The sequence below is a fragment of the Pseudomonas marginalis genome, from assembly GCF_900105325.1.
Taxonomy (GTDB): Bacteria; Pseudomonadota; Gammaproteobacteria; order Pseudomonadales; family Pseudomonadaceae; genus Aquipseudomonas; species Aquipseudomonas marginalis.
Genome location: NZ_FNSU01000003.1, coordinates 383,701 through 405,059 on the forward strand (window position 1 = coordinate 383,701; position 21,359 = coordinate 405,059).

Genomic DNA, 21,359 nt, shown 5'->3' on the forward strand with positions numbered 1-21,359 from the left:
CAGTCTAACGGATCGAACAGATATGTCATGTACCTGCGTCAGGATAGATAAATAAATGTTTCTTGCAATGAAAGTACATGACGTGTACTTTTGTTTCCAGGCCACAGGAGAACCGCCATGACCCTTGCGAAAACTGCCATTGCTTCATTCGACGTCGATGCCCAGAAGAGCTTCACGCCGCTGTGCCCCAACGAGTTGCCGGTGGCCGGCGGTGACCGGATCGGTGCCGAACTCAACTACATGGCCAGCCTCGCCGGCCACCGCGTCGGCAGCAAGGACGCCCACACCCCGCATGCACCCTGGGTGGTCGCCCAGCACAGCGAGATGCTCCAGCCCACCGGCCTGGTACACGCCGATGTGACCTGGGTCAGCCACTGCGTGCCGGGCACCGAAGGCTTTACCTTGCTCGACGAGCTGCCCACGCCCTATGACTACGACTACTTCATCTGGAAGGGCGTCGAACCCGACCTGCACCCCTATGGCGCCTGCTATCACGACCTGCACGACAAACTCTCCACTGGCGTGATCGAGTACCTCAAGGCCCAGGGCGTCACTCGCGTGATCGTCGGCGGCCTGGCCCTGGACTACTGCGTCAAGACCACCGCCTTGCAACTGCTCAAGGCCGGCCTGGAGGTGGTCCTGCACCTGCCGGCGTGCCGGGGGATCAGCGAGGAGGGCGGTGTACAGGCCGTCAATGAGTTGCTCAAGGCCGGTGCCGTCATCAGCAGCACCCGCGAAGAACTGGCCGCGATGGCCACGCGTTAAGGAGATACACCATGGAAAGTGCCTACGACTACGAAGCCCCGGTGATCCAGGGCTTGCTCGACACCGACTACTACACCTTCACCATGATGCAGGCGGTGTTGCACCAGCACCCGAATGTCGATGTGGAATACAACTTCATCGTGCGCGCCAAGGAAAAGCTCGGTCACCTGATCCCCGAGTTGCGCGCCGAGCTTGAGAACATGGCCGGCCTGCAGATGCGCGAGGGCGAATTGCGCTTTCTGTTCAACCCACGCTTTCGCGAATACCTGACCCCCGACTACGAACGCTTCCTCGGCCTGTTCCGCTTCAACCTGCGCTATATCCACGTCAGCGAAGTCGACGGCCAACTGAACATCCGTGTGGTCGGGCCGATGCTGCACTGCATCATGTTCGAACAACCGGTACTGGCGCTGGTCAGCGAGCTGCGCAACCGCGCCAAATACCCCGACGTGACCCTGGAAGACGTCACCCGCAAGCTCTACCAGAAGTTCGACTGGCTGGAGAAAAACCTCAGCCGCGAGGAGTTGGCCGACCTGCGCGTCTCCGATTTTTCCACGCGCCGGCGCCTGTCGTTCAAGGCCCAGCGCGAAGTGGTGGACATCATGCGCCGCGACTTCCCCGGCCAGTTCGTCGGCACCAGCAATGCGCACCTGGCTTACGAATTCGACCTGCCGCTGATCGGCACCATGGCTCACCAGTGGATGATGGTGCATCAGCAACTGGGGCGGTTGCGCGAAAGCCAGAACGCCGGCCTGGAAAACTGGGTGCGTGAATACCGCGGCCGCCTGGGCATTGCCTTGACCGACACCATCAGCACCGATTTTTTCCTCAAGGATTTCGACCTGTACTTCGCTAAGCTCTATGACGGCCTGCGCCAGGACTCCGGTGATCCCATCGCCTGGGCCGACAAGGTGCTGGCCCGCTACAAACAGCTGGGTATCGACCCGATGACCAAGGACCTGATGTTCTCCGACGGCCTGAACTTCGAAAAGTGCCTGCCGATCCTGCGGCACATCCGTGGCAAGGCCAGGTTCGGTTTCGGCATGGGCACCAGTCTGGCTTGCGATGTGGAAGGCGTCGAGCCGCTGAGCATCGTCATGAAGCTGGTGCGCGTACACGGCGAACCGGTGGTGAAGTTCTCCGATGACCCGGTGAAGAACGTCTGCGAAGACCCCTCGTTTTTGCAGTACGCAGCGAAGGTATTCAATGTCGGCAACGTGGAGGTGTGACATGCAGGAACGTATCGCGCAGGAACTCAACATCGATCGCACATTGGTGAAGGGCGGTGAAGCCCAGGAAATCCAACGGCGCCTCGACTTCATCAAGACCACCTTGCGCCATTCAGGCTGCAAGGCCCTGGTACTGGGCATCAGCGGCGGCGTCGACTCCCTCACCGCTGGGCGCCTGTGCCAACTGGCGGTGGAGCAACTGCGGGCCGAGGACTACGCCGCGCGCTTTATCGCCATGCGCCTGCCCTACAAGACCCAGGCCGATGAGAGCGATGCCCAGGCCTCGCTGGATTTCATCACCCCGGACCACATCGACACCCTGAACATCGCCGCCAGCGTCGACGGCCTGATGGCCAGCCTCAGCGCCACCGAAGCCAGCGCCGCCCAGGTGGATTTCATCAAGGGCAACGTCAAGGCCCGCACCCGCATGATCGCCCAGTACGCCGTGGCCAACCTGCACAACGGTCTGGTGGTCGGCACCGACCATGGCGCCGAAGCATTGATGGGCTTCTTCACCAAATTCGGCGACGGCGCCTGCGACCTGGCCCCGCTGTCGGGCCTGACCAAGACCCAGGTGCGCCTGCTGGCCAGTGCCCTCGGCGCCCCGGCGAACCTGGTGCACAAGCAGCCCACGGCCGACCTCGAAGAGCTGGCGCCGGGCAAGCTGGATGAACAGGCCTATGGCTGCACGTACGAGGAGATCGATGCGTACCTGATGGGTGAGCCGGTGAGTGAGCGGGTGAGGGACATCGTGGAACGCGCCTACCTGAAGACCGCCCACAAACGTGCGTTACCCATCGCCCCATGATCGTTCCACGTAGCGTGGGAATGATCAACTCGCCGTCTGCAAGTAACTGTGCATCGCGTCCACCCGTGCTCGGGTCTTGTCGGTGGTCGGCGTAGTCGGGCTCGACGGAATCTGGTCGCCTTCTTCCAATGCCGGTGCCTGAGCCTCGGCGGCCAGAAACAAGGCGTTGAGTTTCTGCGCCCGTTCCGGCTGGTCATTGCGTGCGACCACGCGTGCGGCTACGTTGAGCAGCACCGCGCCTTCCTTGGACTGTGCATATTCCATCGGCACGCCGAGCCGTTTTTGAGTGGCGACCTGAGTCGGGGTGACGCTGAAGATCCAATGTGGGCATCGGAACCAGCGAGTGTTGGCGCCCCATCCATCATGCAAAGCGCAGGAAGATAGGATCCAATTACGGTATAACCCTCGGACGCTTTAGTTTTCCGAGGCCCCGTTTTTCATGCAAAGCCCTTTGCAACGCCCGCTGTGGCAGGTCTACCTGATCTTTCTGGCACCGATGGTGCTGTCCAATTTCCTGCAAAGCTTCTCCGGCACCCTCAACGGTATTTATGTCGGGCAGATGCTCGGCACCCAGGCGCTGGCGGCGGTGTCGGGGATGTTCCCCATCGTGTTCTTCTTCATTGCCCTGGTGATCGGCCTGGGGGCCGGCGCTTCGGTGCTGATTGGCCAGGCCTGGGGCGCCCAGGAAACCGGGATGGTCAAGGCGATTACCGGTGCCACCCTGACCCTCGGCGCGCTGGTGGGCCTGATCGCAGCGGTGCTGGGCAGCCTGTTTGCGCGCCCGGCGTTGCAGGCATTGGGTACGCCTGCGGATGTGCTCGACGATGCCGTGGGCTATGCCCAGATGATGATGCTGATCATGCCGCTGTTGCTGGTATTTATCCTCTATACCCAGCTGTTGCGCGGGGTCAGCGACACGATCTCGCCGCTGCTGGCGCTGATGGTCTCGACCCTGGTCGGCCTGCTGTTGACCCCGGCGCTGATTCGCGGCTGGATTGGCCTGCCGCCCCTGGGGATCCAGAGCGCGGTGTACGCAGGCCTGGTGGGGAATGCCTCCGCGATGCTGTTTCTGATCCTGCGCCTGCGCCATAAAAACCATGTGATGGCGCCGGACCGCGAACTGCTCGCGGCCTTGCGCCTGGACCGCGTCATCCTCGGCAAAGTCCTGCGCATCGGCTTGCCTACAGGCTTGCAGATGGTGGTGTTGTCGCTGTCGGAGTTGGTCATCCTTGCCTTGGTCAATGGCCATGGGTCCCAGGCCACGGCGGCCTATGGGGCGGTGACGCAGATCGTCAACTACGTGCAGTTTCCGGCCCTGTCGATTGCCATCACTGCTTCGATCCTCGGGGCCCAGGCGATTGGGGCCGGGCGGCTGGAGCGTATCGGGCCGATCCTGCGTACCGGGCTGTTGATCAATACGTGCCTGACCGGTGGCCTGATCGTGCTGGGCTATCTGTTGTCGCACTGGTTGCTCGGGTTGTTCATCACCGATGACGCCGCACGCGTGAATGCCGAGCACCTGCTGCACATCATGTTGTGGAGCATCCTCGTGTTCGGCTTCCAGGCCGTGATCGGCGGGATCATGCGCGCCAGCGGCGTGGTGCTGATGCCGGTGGCGATCTCGATCTTCTGCGTGCTGTGTGTCGAGCTACCGATGGCGTACCTGTTGAATGCGCACTTCGGCCTGGAAGGCGTCTGGATGGCGTTCCCGGTAACGTACCTGGCGATGCTGGGGTTGCAGGCCGCGTACTACCGGCTGGTGTGGCGGCATAAGCAGATCAAGCGGTTGGTGTGAGTTTCAGGCCGCGCAGCAGGAGTTCCAGGCCCTGCAAACCTTGCTCCAGACGCTCATCCGGATGTTCTGACCGGGCGATCCACAGGGCGGTGTTGACCAGGCTGCCATTGATCAACTGCGCCAGCGCCAGGCTCGGTGCGCCAGGGACGATGCCCGCCTGCATCAGGGCTTCCAGCAGTTGGCGCAACGACTCGACACAGTGTTGCTGGGAGCCGGTATCGCCCAATACAGCCGGCGCATCCTGCAGCACAACGCGTTGGATTTCGCCGTCCTGGGCCATGCGCAAATAAGCGCGGCAGCGTTCGCAAAAACCGCTCCATGGGTCTTGGGCTTCGTCTGAGATACGCTGCAAACATGCGTCCATCTCACGATCGAGTTGAGCAACCACGGCGGCCAGCAGCCCCTTCTTGTCACCAAAGTGATGGTACAGCGCGCCGCGTGTCAGACCGGCGTGGGCGGTGAAATCGTCCATCGATGTGTTGGCATAGCCTTGCGTGGCGAAGGCCTTCCGTGCGCTGGCAAGCAGCCGGGCGCGGGTGTCTTCGATCATTTCGGCACGGGCTCGGCTCATGGGCAGGACTCACAATGGGCAAGTGAAAGATTGACATACGCCGCGTATGTTACGCATGATTCGCCACATACGCACCGTATGTATTTTGCCTTGATCACTGCGGATAGCAAGTTCCAGGGCATCAGGAAGAGGTTGAGCAGGATGGCAAACCCTTACGCCGAGTTGTTCCAGGTTCCCGGCTCGCGGGCCTTCGTATTGGCCGGCATGCTGGCACGCATGCCGGTGTCCATGGCAGGTATTGGCTTGATCACCATGCTTTCCCTGGTGCACGGCGGTTATGGCCTGGCCGGTTCGGTGGCGGCGGTGTTCGCCCTGGCCACTGCGTTTTGCGCGCCGCAGGTGTCACGCTTGGTGGACCGGTACAGCCAAGGCCGGGTGCTGCCGGTTGCTGCCTTGATCGGCGGCGGGGCGCTGTTGATGCTGTTGCTGTGCACGCGGTTGCAGGCGCCGACCTGGACGCTGTTCCTGTTTGCTGCCCTGGCGGGATGCATGCCGAATATGTCGGCCATGGTGCGGGCGCGCTGGACCGAGCTGTACCGCGGCCAGCCCAGGCTGCAAACCGCCTTTGCCCTGGAATCGGTGCTGGATGAGGTGTGCTTCATCATCGGCCCACCGATTTCGGTGGGCTTGAGCGTGGTGCTGTTCCCCGAAGCCGGGCCTCTGGTGGCCGCGTTGCTGCTGGCGGTTGGGGTTACCACGTTTGTGCTGCAACGCGCGACCGAACCCCCGGTGCATGAGCACCACGCTCACCATCAGGGCTGGCTGATCGCGTCACCGTCGGTGCTGATCCTGATGATCCTGCTGCTGGCCATGGGGGTGATCGTGGGTGTGGTGGATGTGGTCAGCGTGGCCTTTGCCCAGCACCAGGGCCAACCGGCGGCGGCAAGCATCGTGCTTTCGGTGTACGCCATCGGCTCGTGCCTGGCGGGGTTGGCCTTTGGCACCCTAAAACTCAAGGCGCCGCTGCCCCGGCAGTTCCTGTTCTGCGGCGCGGCCACGGCGCTGACCACCTTGCCGTTGCTGATGGTCAGCAACATTCCGGGTCTGGCGGTGGCCATCTTCATTTCCGGACTGTTCTTCGCCCCCACCCTGATCGTTTCCATGGCCCTCGTGGAAAAGAGCGTGCCCGCGAGCCGCCTGACCGAAGGCATGACCTGGCTGATCACCGGCCTGAGCATCGGCGTGGCCATCGGTGCCGCCAGCTCCGGCTGGATGATCGACCATTTTGGCGCCGCCAGCGGGTTCTGGGTGGCGTTGGCGGCGGGGGCGGTGGTGATGGGGTCAGCGGTGTTGGGCTATCGGCGGTTGGGTTGAGCGTCATCCTGGCAATGAAACGTCAGCCAATCACGGGGCAGGGGTCCGCTCGGTGATGTTGCAGGAATTCGTTCAGCGCCTGGCGCGTCAGGTCGTTCAGGGTCACCTTTTTACGTGTCGCTTCAAGGGCGGCGGCAAGATGAAGATCGTGGCCGACCCGCACGTTAAAAGAGCCTTTGCACGGCTTCTCCGGTGTTTGCCCAAGGGCCTGGCAGGTAGTGAGGTAGTCGTCCACCGCTTCGCGAAATGCAGCGTCCAGTTCGGCGACGGTTTTGCCTTCGTAGCTCACCAGTGCCTTGATGAACAGGATCTTGCCGAACAGGCAGTTATCTTCGAGGCTGGCTTCGATAGAGCCGATGTAGCCATTGTGTTTCAGTTGGTTGTTCACTGAATCAGTTCTCCTGATTTCAATTGTTCGATGATCTGGCGCCGAATGTAGTGTTTCAGTTCGTTGCCGGGATGAGGCTTGTGCAAGGTGATCATTGCACTCGGATCGCCGATGTCGAACTTGACGCGGCTTCCAGCCCCCTCAATCTGTGCGTAGCCAAGACGACGCAGCAGCGTGACGAGCTCGGGCCAGGTAAATGCCATGTGCTCGTTGAGCAGTTTGGCGAGCAGCTTTTCATTTTTGGACACGGCGTTCCCTGCGTGTAACTAAATGTAGTTGCAAAAGATGGTGTCCGTCAATGCTAGCTGGGGTTCGTGTGTCGTTCCCGGGATTGATGTAACCCTTGATGACAGCTCGCTCTGCGCCTCCCATCCCCCGCTAATTTTTCCCTCTCCGGTTCGTTTTATAGGGACGACGTGCCTTTGTGCTTCCTGCCTATTGCTCCGGACTCCAACAAATGAATGCTGAAGACTCCTTGAAACTTGCTCGCCGGTTTATCGGGTTGCCCCTGGAAAAACGCCAGCTGTTCCTGCAGGCATTGCAGAAAGAAGGGGTGGATTTTTCGCGGTTTCCGATTCCGGCCGGCGTGGAGGCAGAGGATCGCCAGGCGCTGTCCTACGCGCAACAGCGCATGTGGTTTCTCTGGCAACTGGACCCGAACAGCGGCGCCTACAACCTGCCGGGCGCCGTGCGCCTCAAGGGTGCGCTGAACCTTGGCGCCATGGAGCAGGCGTTCGCCAGTCTGGTGGCCCGGCACGAAACCCTGCGTACGGTGTTCCAGCGCCAGGCCGATGAGCGCCTGATGCAGGTGGCCGTACAGCCGTCGCTGGCCATTGAGCAACTGGACCTGACGGCGTTGGCCCCGGCCGAACGCGAACACGCCGTCAACGATGCGGCCAGCCGCCAATCGTTGCTGCCGTTCGACCTGGAACACGGCCCGCTGCTGCGCGTGCAACTGCTCAAGCTCGATGCCCAGGAGCACGTGCTGCTGCTGACCCTGCACCATATCGTTTCCGATGGCTGGTCGATGAACGTGCTGATCGACGAGTTCATCCGTTTTTACGACGCCCACGAGCGCAACGAAGCGCCGCCATTGCCGGCGCTGCCGATCCAGTACAGCGACTACGCCTTGTGGCAGCGCCGCTGGCTGGAAGCGGGGGAACAGGCCCGTCAATTGGAATACTGGCAGGCGCGGCTGGGTGATGAGCATCCGGTGCTGGAACTGCCAACGGACCACCCGCGCCCAGCCATGCCCAGCTATCAGGGCACCCGCCACAACTTCGCGATTGACCCGGCGCTGGCCGCGCAGTTGCGCACCTGCGCGCAACAGCACAACGTCACCCTGTTCATGCTGCTGCTCGGCGCCTTCAATGTGTTGCTGCATCGCTACACCGGCCAGGGCGATATCCGCGTCGGCGTGCCGATCGCCAACCGCAACCGTACGGAAGTCGAGGGGTTGATCGGCTTCTTCGTCAACACGCAAGTCCTGCGTACTGAGCTGAGCGGGCAAACCCGCGTCGCCGAGTTGCTGCAAGGTATCAAGGAGCACGCCCTTGGCGCCCAGGCGCACCAGGAATTGCCCTTCGAGCGCCTGGTGGAAGCCCTGAAGGTCGAGCGCAGCCTGAGCCATACGCCGCTGTTCCAGGTGATGTACAACCATCAGCCGGTGGTGGCCGACATCGCCTCGGTCAGCACCGCCTCCGGCCTGGAGCTGGCCCTGGTGGAGTGGCAAGGCCGCACCACCCAGTTTGACCTGACCCTCGACACCTATGAAAAATCCGGCACCTTGCACGCCGCGCTGACCTACGCCAATGACCTGTTCGACGCGCCATCCATCGCGCGGATGGCACGCCACTGGATCAGCCTGTTGCAGGCCATGGTGGCCGATGGCGAACAGCGTATCGGCGAGTTGCCGATGCTGGCCGTCGATGAGCAGCAGAGGCTGGTGCACGCCTGGAACCAGACCGCACAAGCGTATCCCACCGAGCGGGGCATTCATCACCTGATCGAAGACCAGGTACAGCGCACCCCGGATGCGCCGGCGCTGGTGTTCGGCGCGACCATGCTGACCTATGCGCAACTCGACGCCCGTGCCAACCAACTGGCCCATGCCTTGCGCGACCACGGGGTCGGTCCTGATGCGCTGGTGGGTATCTGCGTTGAGCGTTCCATCGAGATGGTCATCGGCCTGCTGGCTGTGCTCAAGGCCGGCGGCGCCTACGTCCCCCTCGATCCCGAATATCCCCAGGAACGCCTGGCCTACATGATCGAAGACAGCGGCATCCAGCTGCTGTTCAGCCAGCACAGCCTGCTGTCACTGCTGCCTGTCGAAGGCATTCGGGTGATGCGCCTCGACCAGGCGCCCGGCTGGCTCGACGCTTACAGCGTCGCAGCGCCCGCCGTCGACATCCACGCGCTGAACCTGGCCTATGTGATCTACACCTCCGGTTCCACCGGCAAGCCCAAGGGCGCCGGCAACAGCCATCGCGCACTGGTCAACCGCCTGTGCTGGATGCAGCAGGCCTACGGCCTGGATGCCAGTGACGCGGTGCTGCAGAAAACCCCGTTCAGCTTTGATGTGTCGGTGTGGGAGTTCTTCTGGCCGTTGATGACCGGCGCCCGCCTGGTGGTCGCCGCCCCTGGGGAACACCGCGAGCCGGCGCGCCTGATCGAGACCATTGGCGAGCACGGGATCACCACCTTGCACTTCGTGCCGTCCATGCTCCAGGCGTTTATCCATGAGCCGCACGTGCAGGCCTGCATAAGCCTCAAGCGTATTGTGTGCAGCGGCGAAGCCTTGCCCCTGGACGCGCAACTGCAGGTGTTCGCCAAGCTGCCCCAGGCTGGTTTGTTCAACCTCTATGGCCCGACGGAAGCGGCCATCGATGTGACCCACTGGACCTGCATCGACGAAGGCCGTGACGCCGTGCCCATCGGCCGCCCGATCGCCAACCTCGGCACCTACGTGCTCGACGCGCAGCTCAACCCGGTGCCTGCCGGCGTGGCCGGCGAGTTGTACCTCGGCGGCACCGGCCTGGCGCGCAGCTACCACCGCCGTCCGGCACTGACCGCCGAACGTTTTGTGCCCAGCCCCTTCGGTGACGGCGCGCGCCTGTACCGTACTGGCGACCGGGTGCGTCAGCGTGATGACGGTGTGATCGACTACCTTGGCCGTCTCGACCACCAGGTCAAGCTGCGCGGCTTGCGCATCGAATTGGGTGAAATCGAGACACGCCTGATGCAACACCCAGCGGTGCGTGAGGCGGTGGTGCTGGTGCACGGCGGCAAACAACTGGTGGCCTACCTGGTGCTGGAGGGCGAGGCGCCCACCGACCTCAAGGCCTGGCTGCTCGGTAGCCTGCCGGAATACATGGTGCCGACCCATATGGTGCCCCTGGCCAAGCTGCCGGTGACCGCCAACGGCAAGCTCGACCGCAAGGCCCTGCCGTTACCGGATGCAACGCCGCAACAGGCCTATATCGCGCCGCAAGACGACCTGCAAAAAGCCCTGGCGGCGATCTGGAGCGATGTGCTCGGCGTCGAGCAGGTGGGCCTGGACGACAACTTTTTCGAACTGGGCGGCGATTCGATCATCTCCATCCAGGTGGTCAGCCGCGCGCGCCAGGCGGGGATTCGCCTCAGCCCGCGCGACCTGTTCCAGTACCAGAGCGTGCGCAGCCTGGCGTTGGTGGCCGGCTTCGAGCACTCCACCGTGATCGACCAAGGCCCTGCCAGCGGCGAGGTGATCCTGACCCCGGTGCAGCAAGGCTTTTTCGCCCAGGCGATCCCCGCGCGTCACCACTGGAACCAATCGTTGTTGTTGACCCCGCGCGAGCGCTTGGAACCGGCACGCCTGGAAGCCGCCCTGACCCATGTGATCAACCATCACGACGCCTTGCGCCTGCGCTTTGTGCAACAGGCCGACACCTGGCAGCAAGCCTACGCCGCGCCGGTCACCGCGCCGGGCCTGTGGCAGACCCACGCCGGCAGCGACGATGAACTGGCGGCGCTGTGCGATGAGGCCCAGCGCAGCCTCGACCTGACGCAAGGCCCGCTGCTGCGTGCCGCGTTAGTGAGCATGGCCGATGGCAGCCAGCGCCTTCTGCTGGTGATCCATCACCTGGCGGTCGATGGCGTCTCCTGGCGCATCGTCCTGGAAGACCTGCAACAGGCTTACCGCCAGGCAGCGTTGCCGACCAAGACCAGCGCCTACCAGCTGTGGGCCGAACAGTTGCAAGCCCATGCCCGCGCGCTGGACGACCAACTGCCGTACTGGCAGGCGCAGTCGGCCGACGCGGACTTGCCGTGCGACAACCCCCAGGGCGGCCTGCAAAACCGCTTGGGCAGCAAGCTCGAAATCCGCCTTGACGCCGAGCACACCCGTCAACTGCTCCAGGACGCGCCAGCGGCCTACCGCACCCAGGTCAATGACCTGCTGCTGACGGCCCTGGCGCGGGTGGTCAGCCGTTGGAGCGGCCAGAACGCCGCACTGATCCAGCTGGAAGGCCATGGCCGCGAAGACCTGTTCGACGGTGTCGACCTGACCCGCACCGTGGGCTGGTTCACCAGCCTGTTCCCGGTACGCCTGCAAGCCTGCGGCGAGCTGTCGGCTGCGATCAAGGCGGTCAAGGAGCAACTGCGTGCCGTGCCCGCCAAAGGCATCGGCTACGGTCTGCTGCGCTACCTCGGCCCGCCTGCGGCCCGCGAAGCCCTGGCGAACCTGGCCGCGCCACGCATTACCTTCAACTACCTGGGCCAGTTCGACCGCCAGTTCAACGAATCCGTGTTGTTTGTACCGTCTACCCAGGGCAGCGGCCAGGCCCAGGATGCCGAGGCACCGCTGGCCAACTGGTTGACCGTGGAAGGGCAGGTGTACGGCGGTGAGCTGGCGCTGCAATGGGGGTTCAGCCGCGAGATGTTCGAGGCGTCGACGGTGCAGCAGTTGGCGGATGACTACGCGGCAGAGCTCAAGGCCTTGATCGAGCATTGCCGAGCCACCCCGGCAGGGCAGGTTACCCCTTCGGACTTCCCACTGGCGCGCTTGACCCAACAGCAACTGGACGCGTTGCCCGTGGCGGGGCCGGCGATTGCCGACCTTTATCCGCTGTCGCCGATGCAGCAGGGCATGTTGTTCCATACCCTCTACGCGCCAGAAGCCCAGGCGTACATCAACCAGTTGCGCGTGGATATCGACGGCCTCGACCTGCTGGCGTTCGGCCGCGCCTGGCAGGCGGCACTGGACCGCCATGACATTCTGCGCAGCAGCTTCCACTGGCTGGGCCTGGACAGTGCCCATCAAGTCATCCAGCGTCAGGTCGACGTGCAGTTGCACGTGATCGAAGACATCGATGCCGACTTCGATGCGCTTGCCGAGGCTGAACGCGAGAAGGGCTTCGCGCTTAATGCCGCGCCGCTGTTTCGCCTGATGCTGGTGCGGGGCGCCGGTAACGCCTGGCATCTGATCTTCACCAGTCACCACATCCTCATGGACGGTTGGAGTAACGCCCAGTTGCTGGGTGAAGTCATCGCCCACTATGCCGGCCAGGCCTTGCCCGCGCCGCTGGGGCAGTTCCGCGATTACCTGGGCTGGCTGCAACAGCAAGCGTCGGGTGAGACGTTCTGGAAAGCCGCCCTGGCGCCGTTGCAAACACCCACCTTGCTCGCGCAAGCGCTGCGCGCGCCGGTCGATGGCCTGGGCACGGCTGAGCATCAATTGATCCTTGAGGGCGAGTTCACACAGGCCCTCGGCGAGTTCGCCCGTCGCCAGAAAATCACTCTCAATACCGTGCTGCAAGGAGCGTGGAGCCTGTTGCTGCAGCGCTACACCGGTCAGGATTGCGTGGCCTTTGGCGCGACCGTCGCCGGGCGTTCGGCACCGCTGCCGGGGATCGAGCAGCAACTGGGCCTATTCATCAACACGCTGCCTATCGTCAGTACGCCTTCGCCAGCCCAACCGGCCGCCCAATGGCTCAACGAGTTGCAAACCCTGAATCTCAGCCTGCGTGACCACGAGCATGTGCCGCTGTACGACATACAAGGCTGGGCCGGTCAGCAGGGCGCATTGTTCGACACTTTGCTGGTGTTCGAAAACTTCCCTGTGGCCGAGGCCCTGAAGCAGGGCGCACCCGCAGGCCTGGCGTTTGGCCATATTCACAACCATGAACGCACCCATTACCCTTTGACCTTGGGCATTGAGTTGGGGGCCAGCCTGCGCCTGGAGTTCAGTTACGACCGGGCGCGGTTCAGCGCTGAACAGGTCGCACGCTTGAGCGCCAACCTGCACCACCTGCTGGTGCAGTTGCTCGCGGATGCCCAGGCGCCCCTTGGCAACCTGCAATTGCTTGACTCCACCGCACAACGCGACGTGCTTGCACTGAGCCAGTCGCCGGGCGCTGCCCAACGCCAGCTGCGCGTGCACGAACGCATTGCGGCCCAGGCTGCTGCCACACCGGACGCGCTGGCGGTACAGGCTGGCGAAGCGCGCTTGAGCTATGCCCAGCTCAATGCCCATGCCAACCGGCTCTCCCATCGCCTGCTGGAACTGGGCGCGGGCCCGGGCCAGCGCGTGGGCCTGGCGTCGCGGCGCGGCCCGCAACTGATCGTCAGCCTGCTGGCCGTGCTCAAAAGCGGCGCGGCCTATGTGCCCCTGGACCCGAACTATCCCGCCGACCGCCTGGCCTACATGCTGGCGGACAGCCGCCTGGACCTGTTGCTCAGCGAAGCCGGGTTGCTGGCCGACCTGCCGCTGCCGCAAGGGCTGGCCCGTCTGGACTTCACCGTCTCCGGTACCGAGCTGGCCGGCTACCCTGCCAGCAACCCACTCACCCACGCTGCCGCTGCCGATCTGGCGTACGTAATCTACACCTCGGGCTCCACCGGCCAACCCAAGGGCGTGGCCATCGACCATGCGGCCCTCGGCCAATTCTGCGACAGCGCCGAGGTCTACAGCCAACTGTGTGCAGAGGACCGCGTGCTGCAGTTCGCGACCTTCAGTTTCGACGGCTTTGTCGAACAGTGCTACCCGCCGCTGTGTGTGGGCGCCGCGCTGATCATGCGTGGCGATGAACTGTGGGATGCCGGGCAACTGGCACGGGAAATCGTCGAGCAGGGCGTGACCCTGGCGGACTTGCCGGCGGCCTACTGGTACCTGTTGGCCAAGGAGTGCGCGGCCGATGGTCGCGCCCTGGGTAACCTGCGCCAGGTGCATGTGGGCGGCGAGGCCATGTCGGTGGAAGGGCTGCGCGCCTGGCACGCGGCCGGCCTGGGCGGCGTGCGCCTGGTCAACACCTACGGGCCGACCGAGGCCACCGTGGTGTCCAGCGTGCATGAGTGCCAACTGGCGGATGCCAGTGATGCGTTCGGTGTGCCGATTGGCCGGGCGAGCGATGGTCGCTCGCTGTATGTACTCGACAGCGGTTTCGAGCTGTTGGCCACCGATGGCGTTGGCGAGCTGTGCATCGGTGCCGAGTTCGGCCTGGCCCAGCGTTACTTCGACCGCCCGGCGTTGACCGCCGAGCGCTTCCTGCCGGATCCGTTTTCGACGGTTCCCGGTGCGCGACTCTACCGCAGTGGCGACCTGGCCCGTTACAACGAGGCGGGCGCCTTGGAGTACGTGGGGCGTATCGACCATCAGGTGAAGATCCGCGGGTTCCGTATCGAAATGGGCGAAATCGAGGCCAGCCTGCAAGCCCTGCCGTGGGTGCGCGAAGCTGCCGTCGTTGCGCAGCCGAGTGCCACCGGTACGCAGTTGGTCGCGTACGTGGTCGCGGCCCACGGCCAACCACTGGATACCCAGGCGCTGGCGGCGGTCTTGCGCCAGTCCTTGCCGGATTACATGGTGCCGGGGCATTGGCTGGTGCTCGATGCCCTGCCGTTGAACAACAACGGCAAGCTTGACCGCCGCGCACTGCCGCTGCCGGACCTGAGCCAGGCGCGACACGTCTACCGCGCTCCGCAAAGCCCGCTGCACATGCAATTGGCGGCGATCTGGCAAACGGTGTTGCACGTCGAGCAGGTGGGGCTCGATGACCATTTCTTCGAACGCGGTGGCCATTCGTTGCTGGCCACTCAGGTGATCTCCCGCGTGCGTCACGACCTCAAGCTGGACGTGCCGTTGCGAGCGTTGTTCGAGCAGCCGACGCTGGAAGCGTTCGCGGCGGCCTGCGCAGGGGTGCAGGCCGGCACTGCCAGCCCGATGGTGGCGCTGGGGCGCGACCGTCCGTTGGCACTGTCCTTCGCCCAGGAACGCCAATGGTTCCTTTGGCAACTGGATCCCTGCAGCGCCGCCTACCACGTACCGACCGCATTGCACCTGCGCGGTGAGCTGGATATCCCGGCACTGGAGCACGCGTTCCAGGCCTTGGTGCAGCGTCATGAACCGCTGCGTACCACCTTCGTGGAAGAGGCTGAGCACACCTGGCAGGTCATCCAGCCCAACCTGGCGATGGTGATCCAACGCCAGCAGGTGCAAGACTCGGCCATCGAGCAGGCGGTCGCGCAAGAGATCCAACGCCCGTTCGACCTGCTCAACGGTCCGCTGATGCGCGTCATGCTGCTGGAGATCACGGCCGCGCACCATGTGCTGGTGATCACCCAGCACCACATCATCTCCGACGGCTGGTCGATGCAAGTGATGGTCGACGAACTGCTGGCGCTGTATCAAGGCCAGGCGCCGTTGCCGGCCTTACCGATCCAGTACGCCGACTATGCCGTGTGGCAGCGCGATTGGATGGCGGCCGGGGAGAAACAACGCCAACTCGATTACTGGCGTGCGCGCCTGGGCACCGAACACGCGGTGCTGGAACTGCCCCTGGACCACCCGCGCCCGGCGGTGCAAAGCCAGCGCGGTGCGCGTCGGCGTGTACACCTGGATAACGCCCTGGTGGCCGAGCTCAAGGCACTCGCCCAGCGCCAGGACGTGACTTTGTTCATGCTCCTGCTGGCGTCGTTCCAGACGTTGCTGCACCGCTACAGCGGCCAGGCCGAGATCCGCGTCGGGGTGCCGATCGCCAACCGCAATCGCCTGGAAACCGAGCGTCTGGTTGGCTTCTTCGTCAACACCCAGGTGCTCAAGGCCGACCTGCACGGGCAGATGGCCTTTGACCAGTTACTGGCCCAGGTCAAGCAACGTGCCCTGGAAGCCCAGGCTCATCAGGACTTGCCGTTCGAACAACTGGTAGAAGCGCTGCAACCGGAACGCAGCCTTAGCCATAACCCGTTGTTCCAGGTGATGTTCAATCACCAGGACAACCTGCGCGCCGGCCCGGTGCAACTGCCTGGCCTGGCTCTGCAGCCGGTGGATTGGACCGGTCACACGACCCAGTTCGACCTCAACCTGGAAACCGAGGAGTCCGTCGACGGCCTTTGGGCATCCCTGACCTACGCCACCGACCTGTTCGACGCCGCCACCCTGGAGCGCCTGGCCGTGCACTGGCAGAACCTGCTGCGCGCAGTGGTCAACGATGCCTCCCAGGCCCTGGACGAACTGGCGATGCTCAGCCCATCGCAATGGCAGCAGATGGTCGAAGACTGGAACCACACGACCGTCGACTACCCACGCGAGCGCTGTGTCCACCAGTTGTTCGAAGCACAAGCCCTGACACAGCCGCACGCCATCGCGCTGCAATTTAATGGCGAGGCCGTGAGCTACAGCGAACTCAACCGCCGCGCCAACCGCCTGGCCCATCGCCTGATCGCGGCGGGCGTTGGCCCGGACGTGCGGGTGGCGGTGCATGTGGAGCGTTCCCTGCACATGGTGGTCGGCCTGCTTGCGACCCTCAAGGCCGGTGGCGCCTATGTGCCGCTGGACCCGCAATTCCCGGCGGAGCGCCTGGCCTTCATGCTCGAAGACAGCCGCGCCCAGGTGCTGCTGACTCAGTCGCCGCTGATTGGGCGCCTGGTGCAACCGCAAGGCCTGCAGGTGCTTTTGGTCGAGGACGCCGGCGGTGACGAATACAACCCGCAGGTCAGCGTCACGCCGCAACACCTGGCCTATGTGATCTACACCTCCGGCTCCACCGGCAAGCCCAAGGGCGTGATGGTGCCGCACCAGGCGCTGTGCAGCTTTACCTGCGGCATGGCCGGCACCCTGGACATCGGCGCGCAGGCGCGGGTGCTGTCGCTGACGACGTTCTCGTTCGACATCTTTGCCCTGGAGCTGTACGTGCCGCTGACAGTCGGCGCCACGGTGCTGCTGAGCGGTCAGGAACTGGCGCTGGACCCGGAGGCGATAATCGACCTGGTCACCGCCCAATCCGCCAGCGTACTGCAAGCCACGCCGTCCACCTGGCGTATGCTGCTGGAAAGCCCACGTGCCGATGTGCTGCGCGGTATCAAGTGCCTGTGCGGCGGCGAAGCGCTGCCGGCCGATCTGGCCCAGCGCATGCTCGACCTGCAAGGCCCGGTATGGAACCTCTATGGTCCCACCGAAACCACCATTTGGTCGGCGGCCCATCGCCTGCTGGAGGCGCAACCTTTGGTCGGGCGCCCGATCGCCAACACCGCGTTGTTCATCCTCAATGCCGGGCTCAGTCCATGCCCGGTGGGTGCGGCCGGTGAACTGCTGATCGGCGGCGTCGGCCTGGCACGCGGCTACCACGCGCGGCCAGCCCTCACCGCCGAGCGTTTCGTGCCCAACCCGTACGGCGCGCCGGGCGAGCGCCTGTACCGCACCGGCGACCTGGCACGCTACCGTGCCGACGGCGTGGTGGAGTACATCGGCCGGGTCGACCATCAGGTCAAGGTGCGCGGTTTCCGTATCGAACTGGGCGAAATCGAAGCCTGCCTGCGCGAGCATGAAGGCGTTCGCGAAGCCGTGGTGCTGGCCGACAACGACCGCTTGATCGCCTACCTGGTGACGTCTGCGGCACAGCCGGCGCAAGCCTACACAGCGGCCTTGCGTGAGCGCCTGCCGGACTACATGGTGCCGGCGCACGTGATGTTCCTCGACAGCCTGCCCTTGACCCCCAACGGCAAGCTCGACCGTAAGGCCTTGCCCAAGGTCGATACCCGCCTGTTGCTGAAAAGCCATGTGGCCGCCGTCACCCCGCGCGAACAACAGGTCGCGGCGATCTGGGCCGAGGTGCTGGGCGTGCCCCAGGTCGGCCTTGACGACCATTTCTTCGAGCTGGGCGGGCATTCGCTGCTGGCTACGCGGGTGGTATCGCGGGTGCGCCAGGCACTGGCGCTGGAAGTGGCGCTCAAGACCCTGTTCGAACACCCGTTGCTGGGTGACTTCGTGGTGGCCCTGGGTGAGGAGGGCGTGGTCGCGCCGGCGCTGCTCAAGGCCGATCGCAGCCAGCCGTTGCTGCTGTCGTATGCCCAGGAACGCCAATGGTTCCTCTGGCAACTCGACCCCGAAAGCGCCGCGTACCACATCCCCAGCGCCCTGCGTTTGACAGGCCCGTTGGACCTGGCGGCGCTGCAACGCAGCTTCGACACCTTGCTGGCACGCCATGAAAGCCTGCGCACCCATTTGCGCCAGGACGCCGCCGGTACGGTCCAAGTGATTGAAGACTCGGGCCTGATTGAAATCGATTTGGTCGACACCGATGAAGCCAGCCTCAAGGCACGGGTGGCTGACGTCGTTGCGCAGCCATTCGACCTGCTGCGCGGGCCGTTGCTGCGGGCCCGGTTGCTGCGCCTGGCCGAGGACGAACATGTGCTGGTGCTGGTGCAGCACCATATCGTCTCCGATGGCTGGTCGATGCAACTGATGGTCGAGGAGCTGGTGCAACTGTACGCCGCCTTCAGCCACGGGCAGACGCCAGCCCTGCCGGCCTTGCCGATCCAGTACGCCGACTATGCCGTGTGGCAGCGCCAATGGATGGAGGCGGGAGAGAAGGCCCGTCAACTGGCCTACTGGCGTGAGCAGTTGGGCGGTGTGCAGCCTGTGCTGGAATTGCCTTTCGACTACCTGCGCCCGGCCGTGCAAAGCCATCGCGGCGCTCGCCTGGGCATCGAGTTGCAACCGCAGCTGCTGGCCGGTTTGCGTCGCCTGGCGCAGAGCGCCGGAGTGACGTTGCCGATGGTGCTGCTGGCGTCCTACCAGGCGTTGCTGCACCGCTACAGCGGTCAGGAAGACGTGCGTGTCGGGGTGCCGATTGCCAACCGCAATCGCCTGGAAACCGAGGGGCTGATCGGTTTCTTCGTCAATACCCAGGTGCTCAAGGCCGATATCCACGGGCAGATGAGCGTTGTGCAACTGCTGCAACAGGTACGCCAACGTTCCCTCGAAGCCCAGGCCCACCAGGACCTGCCGTTCGAGCAGTTGGTCGAAGCGCTGCAGCCCGAGCGCAGCATGAGCCTGAGCCCACTGTTCCAGGTGATGTTCAACCATCGCGTGACCTCGGCAGCCAATCACCTGCAGCGCCTCACCGAACTGGACGTCGAGGTGCTGAGCTGGGATGAAGGCGTGGCCCAGTTCGACCTGGCACTGGACGTGGAGGAAAGCCAGGCGACCCTGCGTGCCTCCCTGAGCTACGCCACCGATCTGTTTGCCCCAGCCACTATTGAGCGCATGGCCGGCCACTGGCAAAACCTGTTGCAGGCGATGGTTGCCGACCAACAGCAATCCATCAGCCAACTCAACCTGCTGGGCCAGGATGAGCAACGACACATCCTGCAGCTGTGGAACCAGACTGACGCCGGCTTCTCGGCCGAGCGTCTGGTACACGAAATGGTTGCCGACCGCGCCGCTGAAAACCCCGCTGCGGTGGCGGTCAAGTTCGATGCGCAAACCCTGAGTTATGGCGAGCTGGACCGCCAGGCCAACCGCCTGGCCCATGCCTTGATCGCCCGTGGCATCGGCCCCGAAGTGCGCGTGGCAATTGCCATGCCGCGCAGTGCCGAGAGCCTGGTGGCGTTCCTCGCGGTGATGAAAGCCGGCGGTGTGTATGTGCCGCTGGATATCGAGTACCCGCGTGATCGCCTGCTGTACATGATGCAGGACAGCCGTGCAAAGTTGCTGCTGACCCACACCAGTGCGTTGCCGCAACTGCCGATTCCCGAGGGCCTGGACAGCCTGGCCATCGATCGCACCGAGGCGTGGGCCGACTACAGCGACACCGCGCCGGAGGTAAAACTGCACGGCGACAACCTTGCCTACGTGATCTACACCTCCGGCTCCACCGGCCTGCCCAAGGGCGTGGCGGTGTCCCACGGCCCGTTGGTGGCGCACATCATCGCTACCGGCGAGCGTTATGAGACATCGCCGGCCGATTGCGAACTGCACTTCATGTCGTTCGCCTTCGACGGCTCCCACGAAGGCTGGATGCACCCGCTGATCAACGGCGCCAGCGTGCTGGTCCGTGACGATAGCCTGTGGTTGCCCGAGTACACCTACGCGCAGATGCACCGTCACAACGTGACCATGGCGGTGTTCCCGCCGGTGTACCTGCAACAACTGGCCGAGTATGCCGAGCGCGACGGTAATCCACCGAAGGTGCGTGTGTACTGCTTTGGCGGCGATGCGGTGGCGCAAGCCAGCTACGACCTGGCCTGGCGCGCGCTCAAGCCGACCTACCTGTTCAACGGCTACGGCCCGACCGAAACCGTGGTCACGCCGTTGCTGTGGAAAGCGCGCAAGGGCGACCCCTGCGGCGCCGTCTATGCACCGATTGGTACGCTATTGGGCAACCGCAGCGGCTACGTGCTGGACGCGCAACTCAACCTGCAACCCATCGGCGTCGCCGGTGAGCTGTACCTGGGCGGCGAGGGCGTGGCCCGTGGATACCTGGAACGTCCGGCGCTGACCGCCGAACGCTTCGTGCCGGACCCGTTCGGCAAGCCGGGCAGTCGCGTGTATCGCAGCGGCGACCTGACCCGTGGCCGCCCGGATGGCGTGGTGGATTACCTCGGGCGTGTCGACCACCAGGTGAAGATCCGTGGTTTCCGCATCGAACTGGGGGAAATCGAAGCGCGCCTGCGTGAGCAGGACAGCGTCGGTGAGACGGTGGTCGTGGCTCAGGACGGCCCGACCGGCAAACAGCTGGTGGCCTATGTGGTTCCGGTGTCCGCCCCGTCCAACGAAGCCGAGTTCCGTGACGCATTGCGTCGCGCACTCAAGGCCCGCCTGCCGGACTACATGGTCCCGGCGCATTTCATCTTCCTGGCGCAAATGCCGTTGACCCCCAACGGCAAGCTCGACCGCAAGGGCCTGCCGCAACCGGATGTGAGCCTTATGCAACAGGCCTATGTGGCCCCGCAGAGCGAGCTGGAACAGCAGATCGCCACGATCTGGGCCGAGGTGCTGCGCCTGCCGCAGGTCGGCTTGAACGACAACTTCTTTGAAGTGGGCGGCCACTCCCTGCTGGCCATCCAGATCACCTCCAGGGTCCAGGCCGAGCTGGGCCTGGAAGTGCCGCTGGTGGAAGTGTTCCAGACTGAAACGCTGCGCGCCTATGTGCAGGCGGCTGCCACCTTCCGCGCCGGCAGCGCGGAAGACTTTGATGATCTTCGTGATTTTTTGAGCGAACTAGAGGCGATTTGAC

At 64.1% G+C, this 21,359-nt stretch carries 9 protein-coding genes and 1 pseudogene; 6 read left to right on the plus strand and 4 right to left on the minus strand.

Features of this window, described 5'->3' with window-relative positions:
• Nucleotides 1-117 precede the first annotated feature (117 nt).
• Genes BLW22_RS11270 through nadE form a run of 3 tightly spaced genes read left to right on the plus strand, consistent with a single transcriptional unit; the run spans nt 118 to nt 2,802 of the window.
• Complete coding sequence (locus BLW22_RS11270) at nt 118-765, plus strand: nicotinamidase (protein ID WP_065924397.1); 648 nt, start codon at nt 118-120, stop codon at nt 763-765.
• An 11-nt stretch (nt 766-776) separates the two neighbouring features.
• A complete protein-coding gene (gene pncB, locus BLW22_RS11275) occupies nt 777-1,994 on the plus strand; it encodes a nicotinate phosphoribosyltransferase (RefSeq protein WP_065924398.1) in 1,218 nt (405 codons plus the stop codon).
• A gap of 1 nt (nt 1,995) precedes the next feature.
• Entirely contained in the window at nt 1,996-2,802 is an 807-nt protein-coding gene (gene nadE / locus BLW22_RS11280) for an ammonia-dependent NAD(+) synthetase (RefSeq protein WP_065924399.1), read from the plus strand.
• A 30-nt stretch (nt 2,803-2,832) separates the two neighbouring features.
• Here nadE and BLW22_RS11285 read toward each other — a convergent pair.
• Nucleotides 2,833-3,120, minus strand: a pseudogene (locus BLW22_RS11285) (ABC transporter substrate-binding protein); the annotation flags it as partial.
• Nucleotides 3,121-3,241: 121 nt separating this feature from the next.
• Between BLW22_RS11285 and BLW22_RS11290 the strand changes: the two are divergent.
• Nucleotides 3,242-4,597, plus strand: a complete 1,356-nt coding sequence (locus tag BLW22_RS11290; RefSeq protein ID WP_065924401.1) for an MATE family efflux transporter — start codon at nt 3,242-3,244, stop codon at nt 4,595-4,597.
• On the opposite strand, the gene BLW22_RS11295 is transcribed toward BLW22_RS11290, so the two are convergent.
• On the minus strand, nt 4,581-5,168 hold the full coding sequence (locus BLW22_RS11295; protein ID WP_074846317.1) for a TetR/AcrR family transcriptional regulator: 588 nt from the start codon (nt 5,166-5,168) through the stop codon (nt 4,581-4,583). The genes BLW22_RS11290 and BLW22_RS11295 overlap by 17 nt on opposite strands.
• 141 nt (nt 5,169-5,309) lie before the next feature.
• Between BLW22_RS11295 and BLW22_RS11300 the strand changes: the two genes are divergently transcribed.
• Nucleotides 5,310-6,482 (plus strand): MFS transporter, encoded by a 1,173-nt coding sequence (locus tag BLW22_RS11300; protein ID WP_065949028.1) that lies wholly within the window; start codon nt 5,310-5,312, stop codon nt 6,480-6,482.
• Between the two features lie 22 nt (nt 6,483-6,504).
• On the opposite strand, the gene BLW22_RS11305 is transcribed toward BLW22_RS11300, so the two are convergent.
• Nucleotides 6,505-6,870 carry a type II toxin-antitoxin system HicB family antitoxin gene (locus BLW22_RS11305; RefSeq protein WP_065924404.1) on the minus strand — a complete coding sequence of 122 codons (366 nt, stop codon included), beginning with the start codon at nt 6,868-6,870 and terminating at the stop codon, nt 6,505-6,507.
• Complete coding sequence (locus BLW22_RS11310; protein WP_065924405.1) at nt 6,867-7,118, minus strand: type II toxin-antitoxin system HicA family toxin; 252 nt, start codon at nt 7,116-7,118, stop codon at nt 6,867-6,869. The genes BLW22_RS11305 and BLW22_RS11310 overlap by 4 nt, the downstream gene beginning before the upstream one ends.
• Nucleotides 7,119-7,327: 209 nt before the next feature.
• Here BLW22_RS11310 and BLW22_RS11315 point away from each other — a divergent pair, with 209 nt between their 5' ends.
• The gene (locus BLW22_RS11315; protein ID WP_074846320.1) at nt 7,328-21,358 is read left to right on the plus strand and encodes a non-ribosomal peptide synthase/polyketide synthase; all 14,031 of its coding nucleotides are present in this window, start codon (nt 7,328-7,330) and stop codon (nt 21,356-21,358) included.
• Nucleotide 21,359: the final 1 nt, after the last annotated feature.

Excerpts from the sequence above, each read along its gene's own strand:
- BLW22_RS11290 (WP_065924401.1), top strand. The coding sequence starts at position 3,242 with ATGCAAAGCCCTTTGCAACGCCCGCTGTGGCAGGTCTACCTGATCTTT.
- BLW22_RS11295 (WP_074846317.1), bottom strand. The coding sequence starts at position 5,168 with ATGAGCCGAGCCCGTGCCGAAATGATCGAAGACACCCGCGCCCGGCTG.
- nadE (WP_065924399.1), top strand. The coding sequence starts at position 1,996 with ATGCAGGAACGTATCGCGCAGGAACTCAACATCGATCGCACATTGGTG.
- BLW22_RS11315 (WP_074846320.1), top strand. The coding sequence starts at position 7,328 with ATGAATGCTGAAGACTCCTTGAAACTTGCTCGCCGGTTTATCGGGTTG.
- pncB (WP_065924398.1), top strand. The coding sequence starts at position 777 with ATGGAAAGTGCCTACGACTACGAAGCCCCGGTGATCCAGGGCTTGCTC.
- BLW22_RS11300 (WP_065949028.1), top strand. The coding sequence starts at position 5,310 with ATGGCAAACCCTTACGCCGAGTTGTTCCAGGTTCCCGGCTCGCGGGCC.
- BLW22_RS11270 (WP_065924397.1), top strand. The coding sequence starts at position 118 with ATGACCCTTGCGAAAACTGCCATTGCTTCATTCGACGTCGATGCCCAG.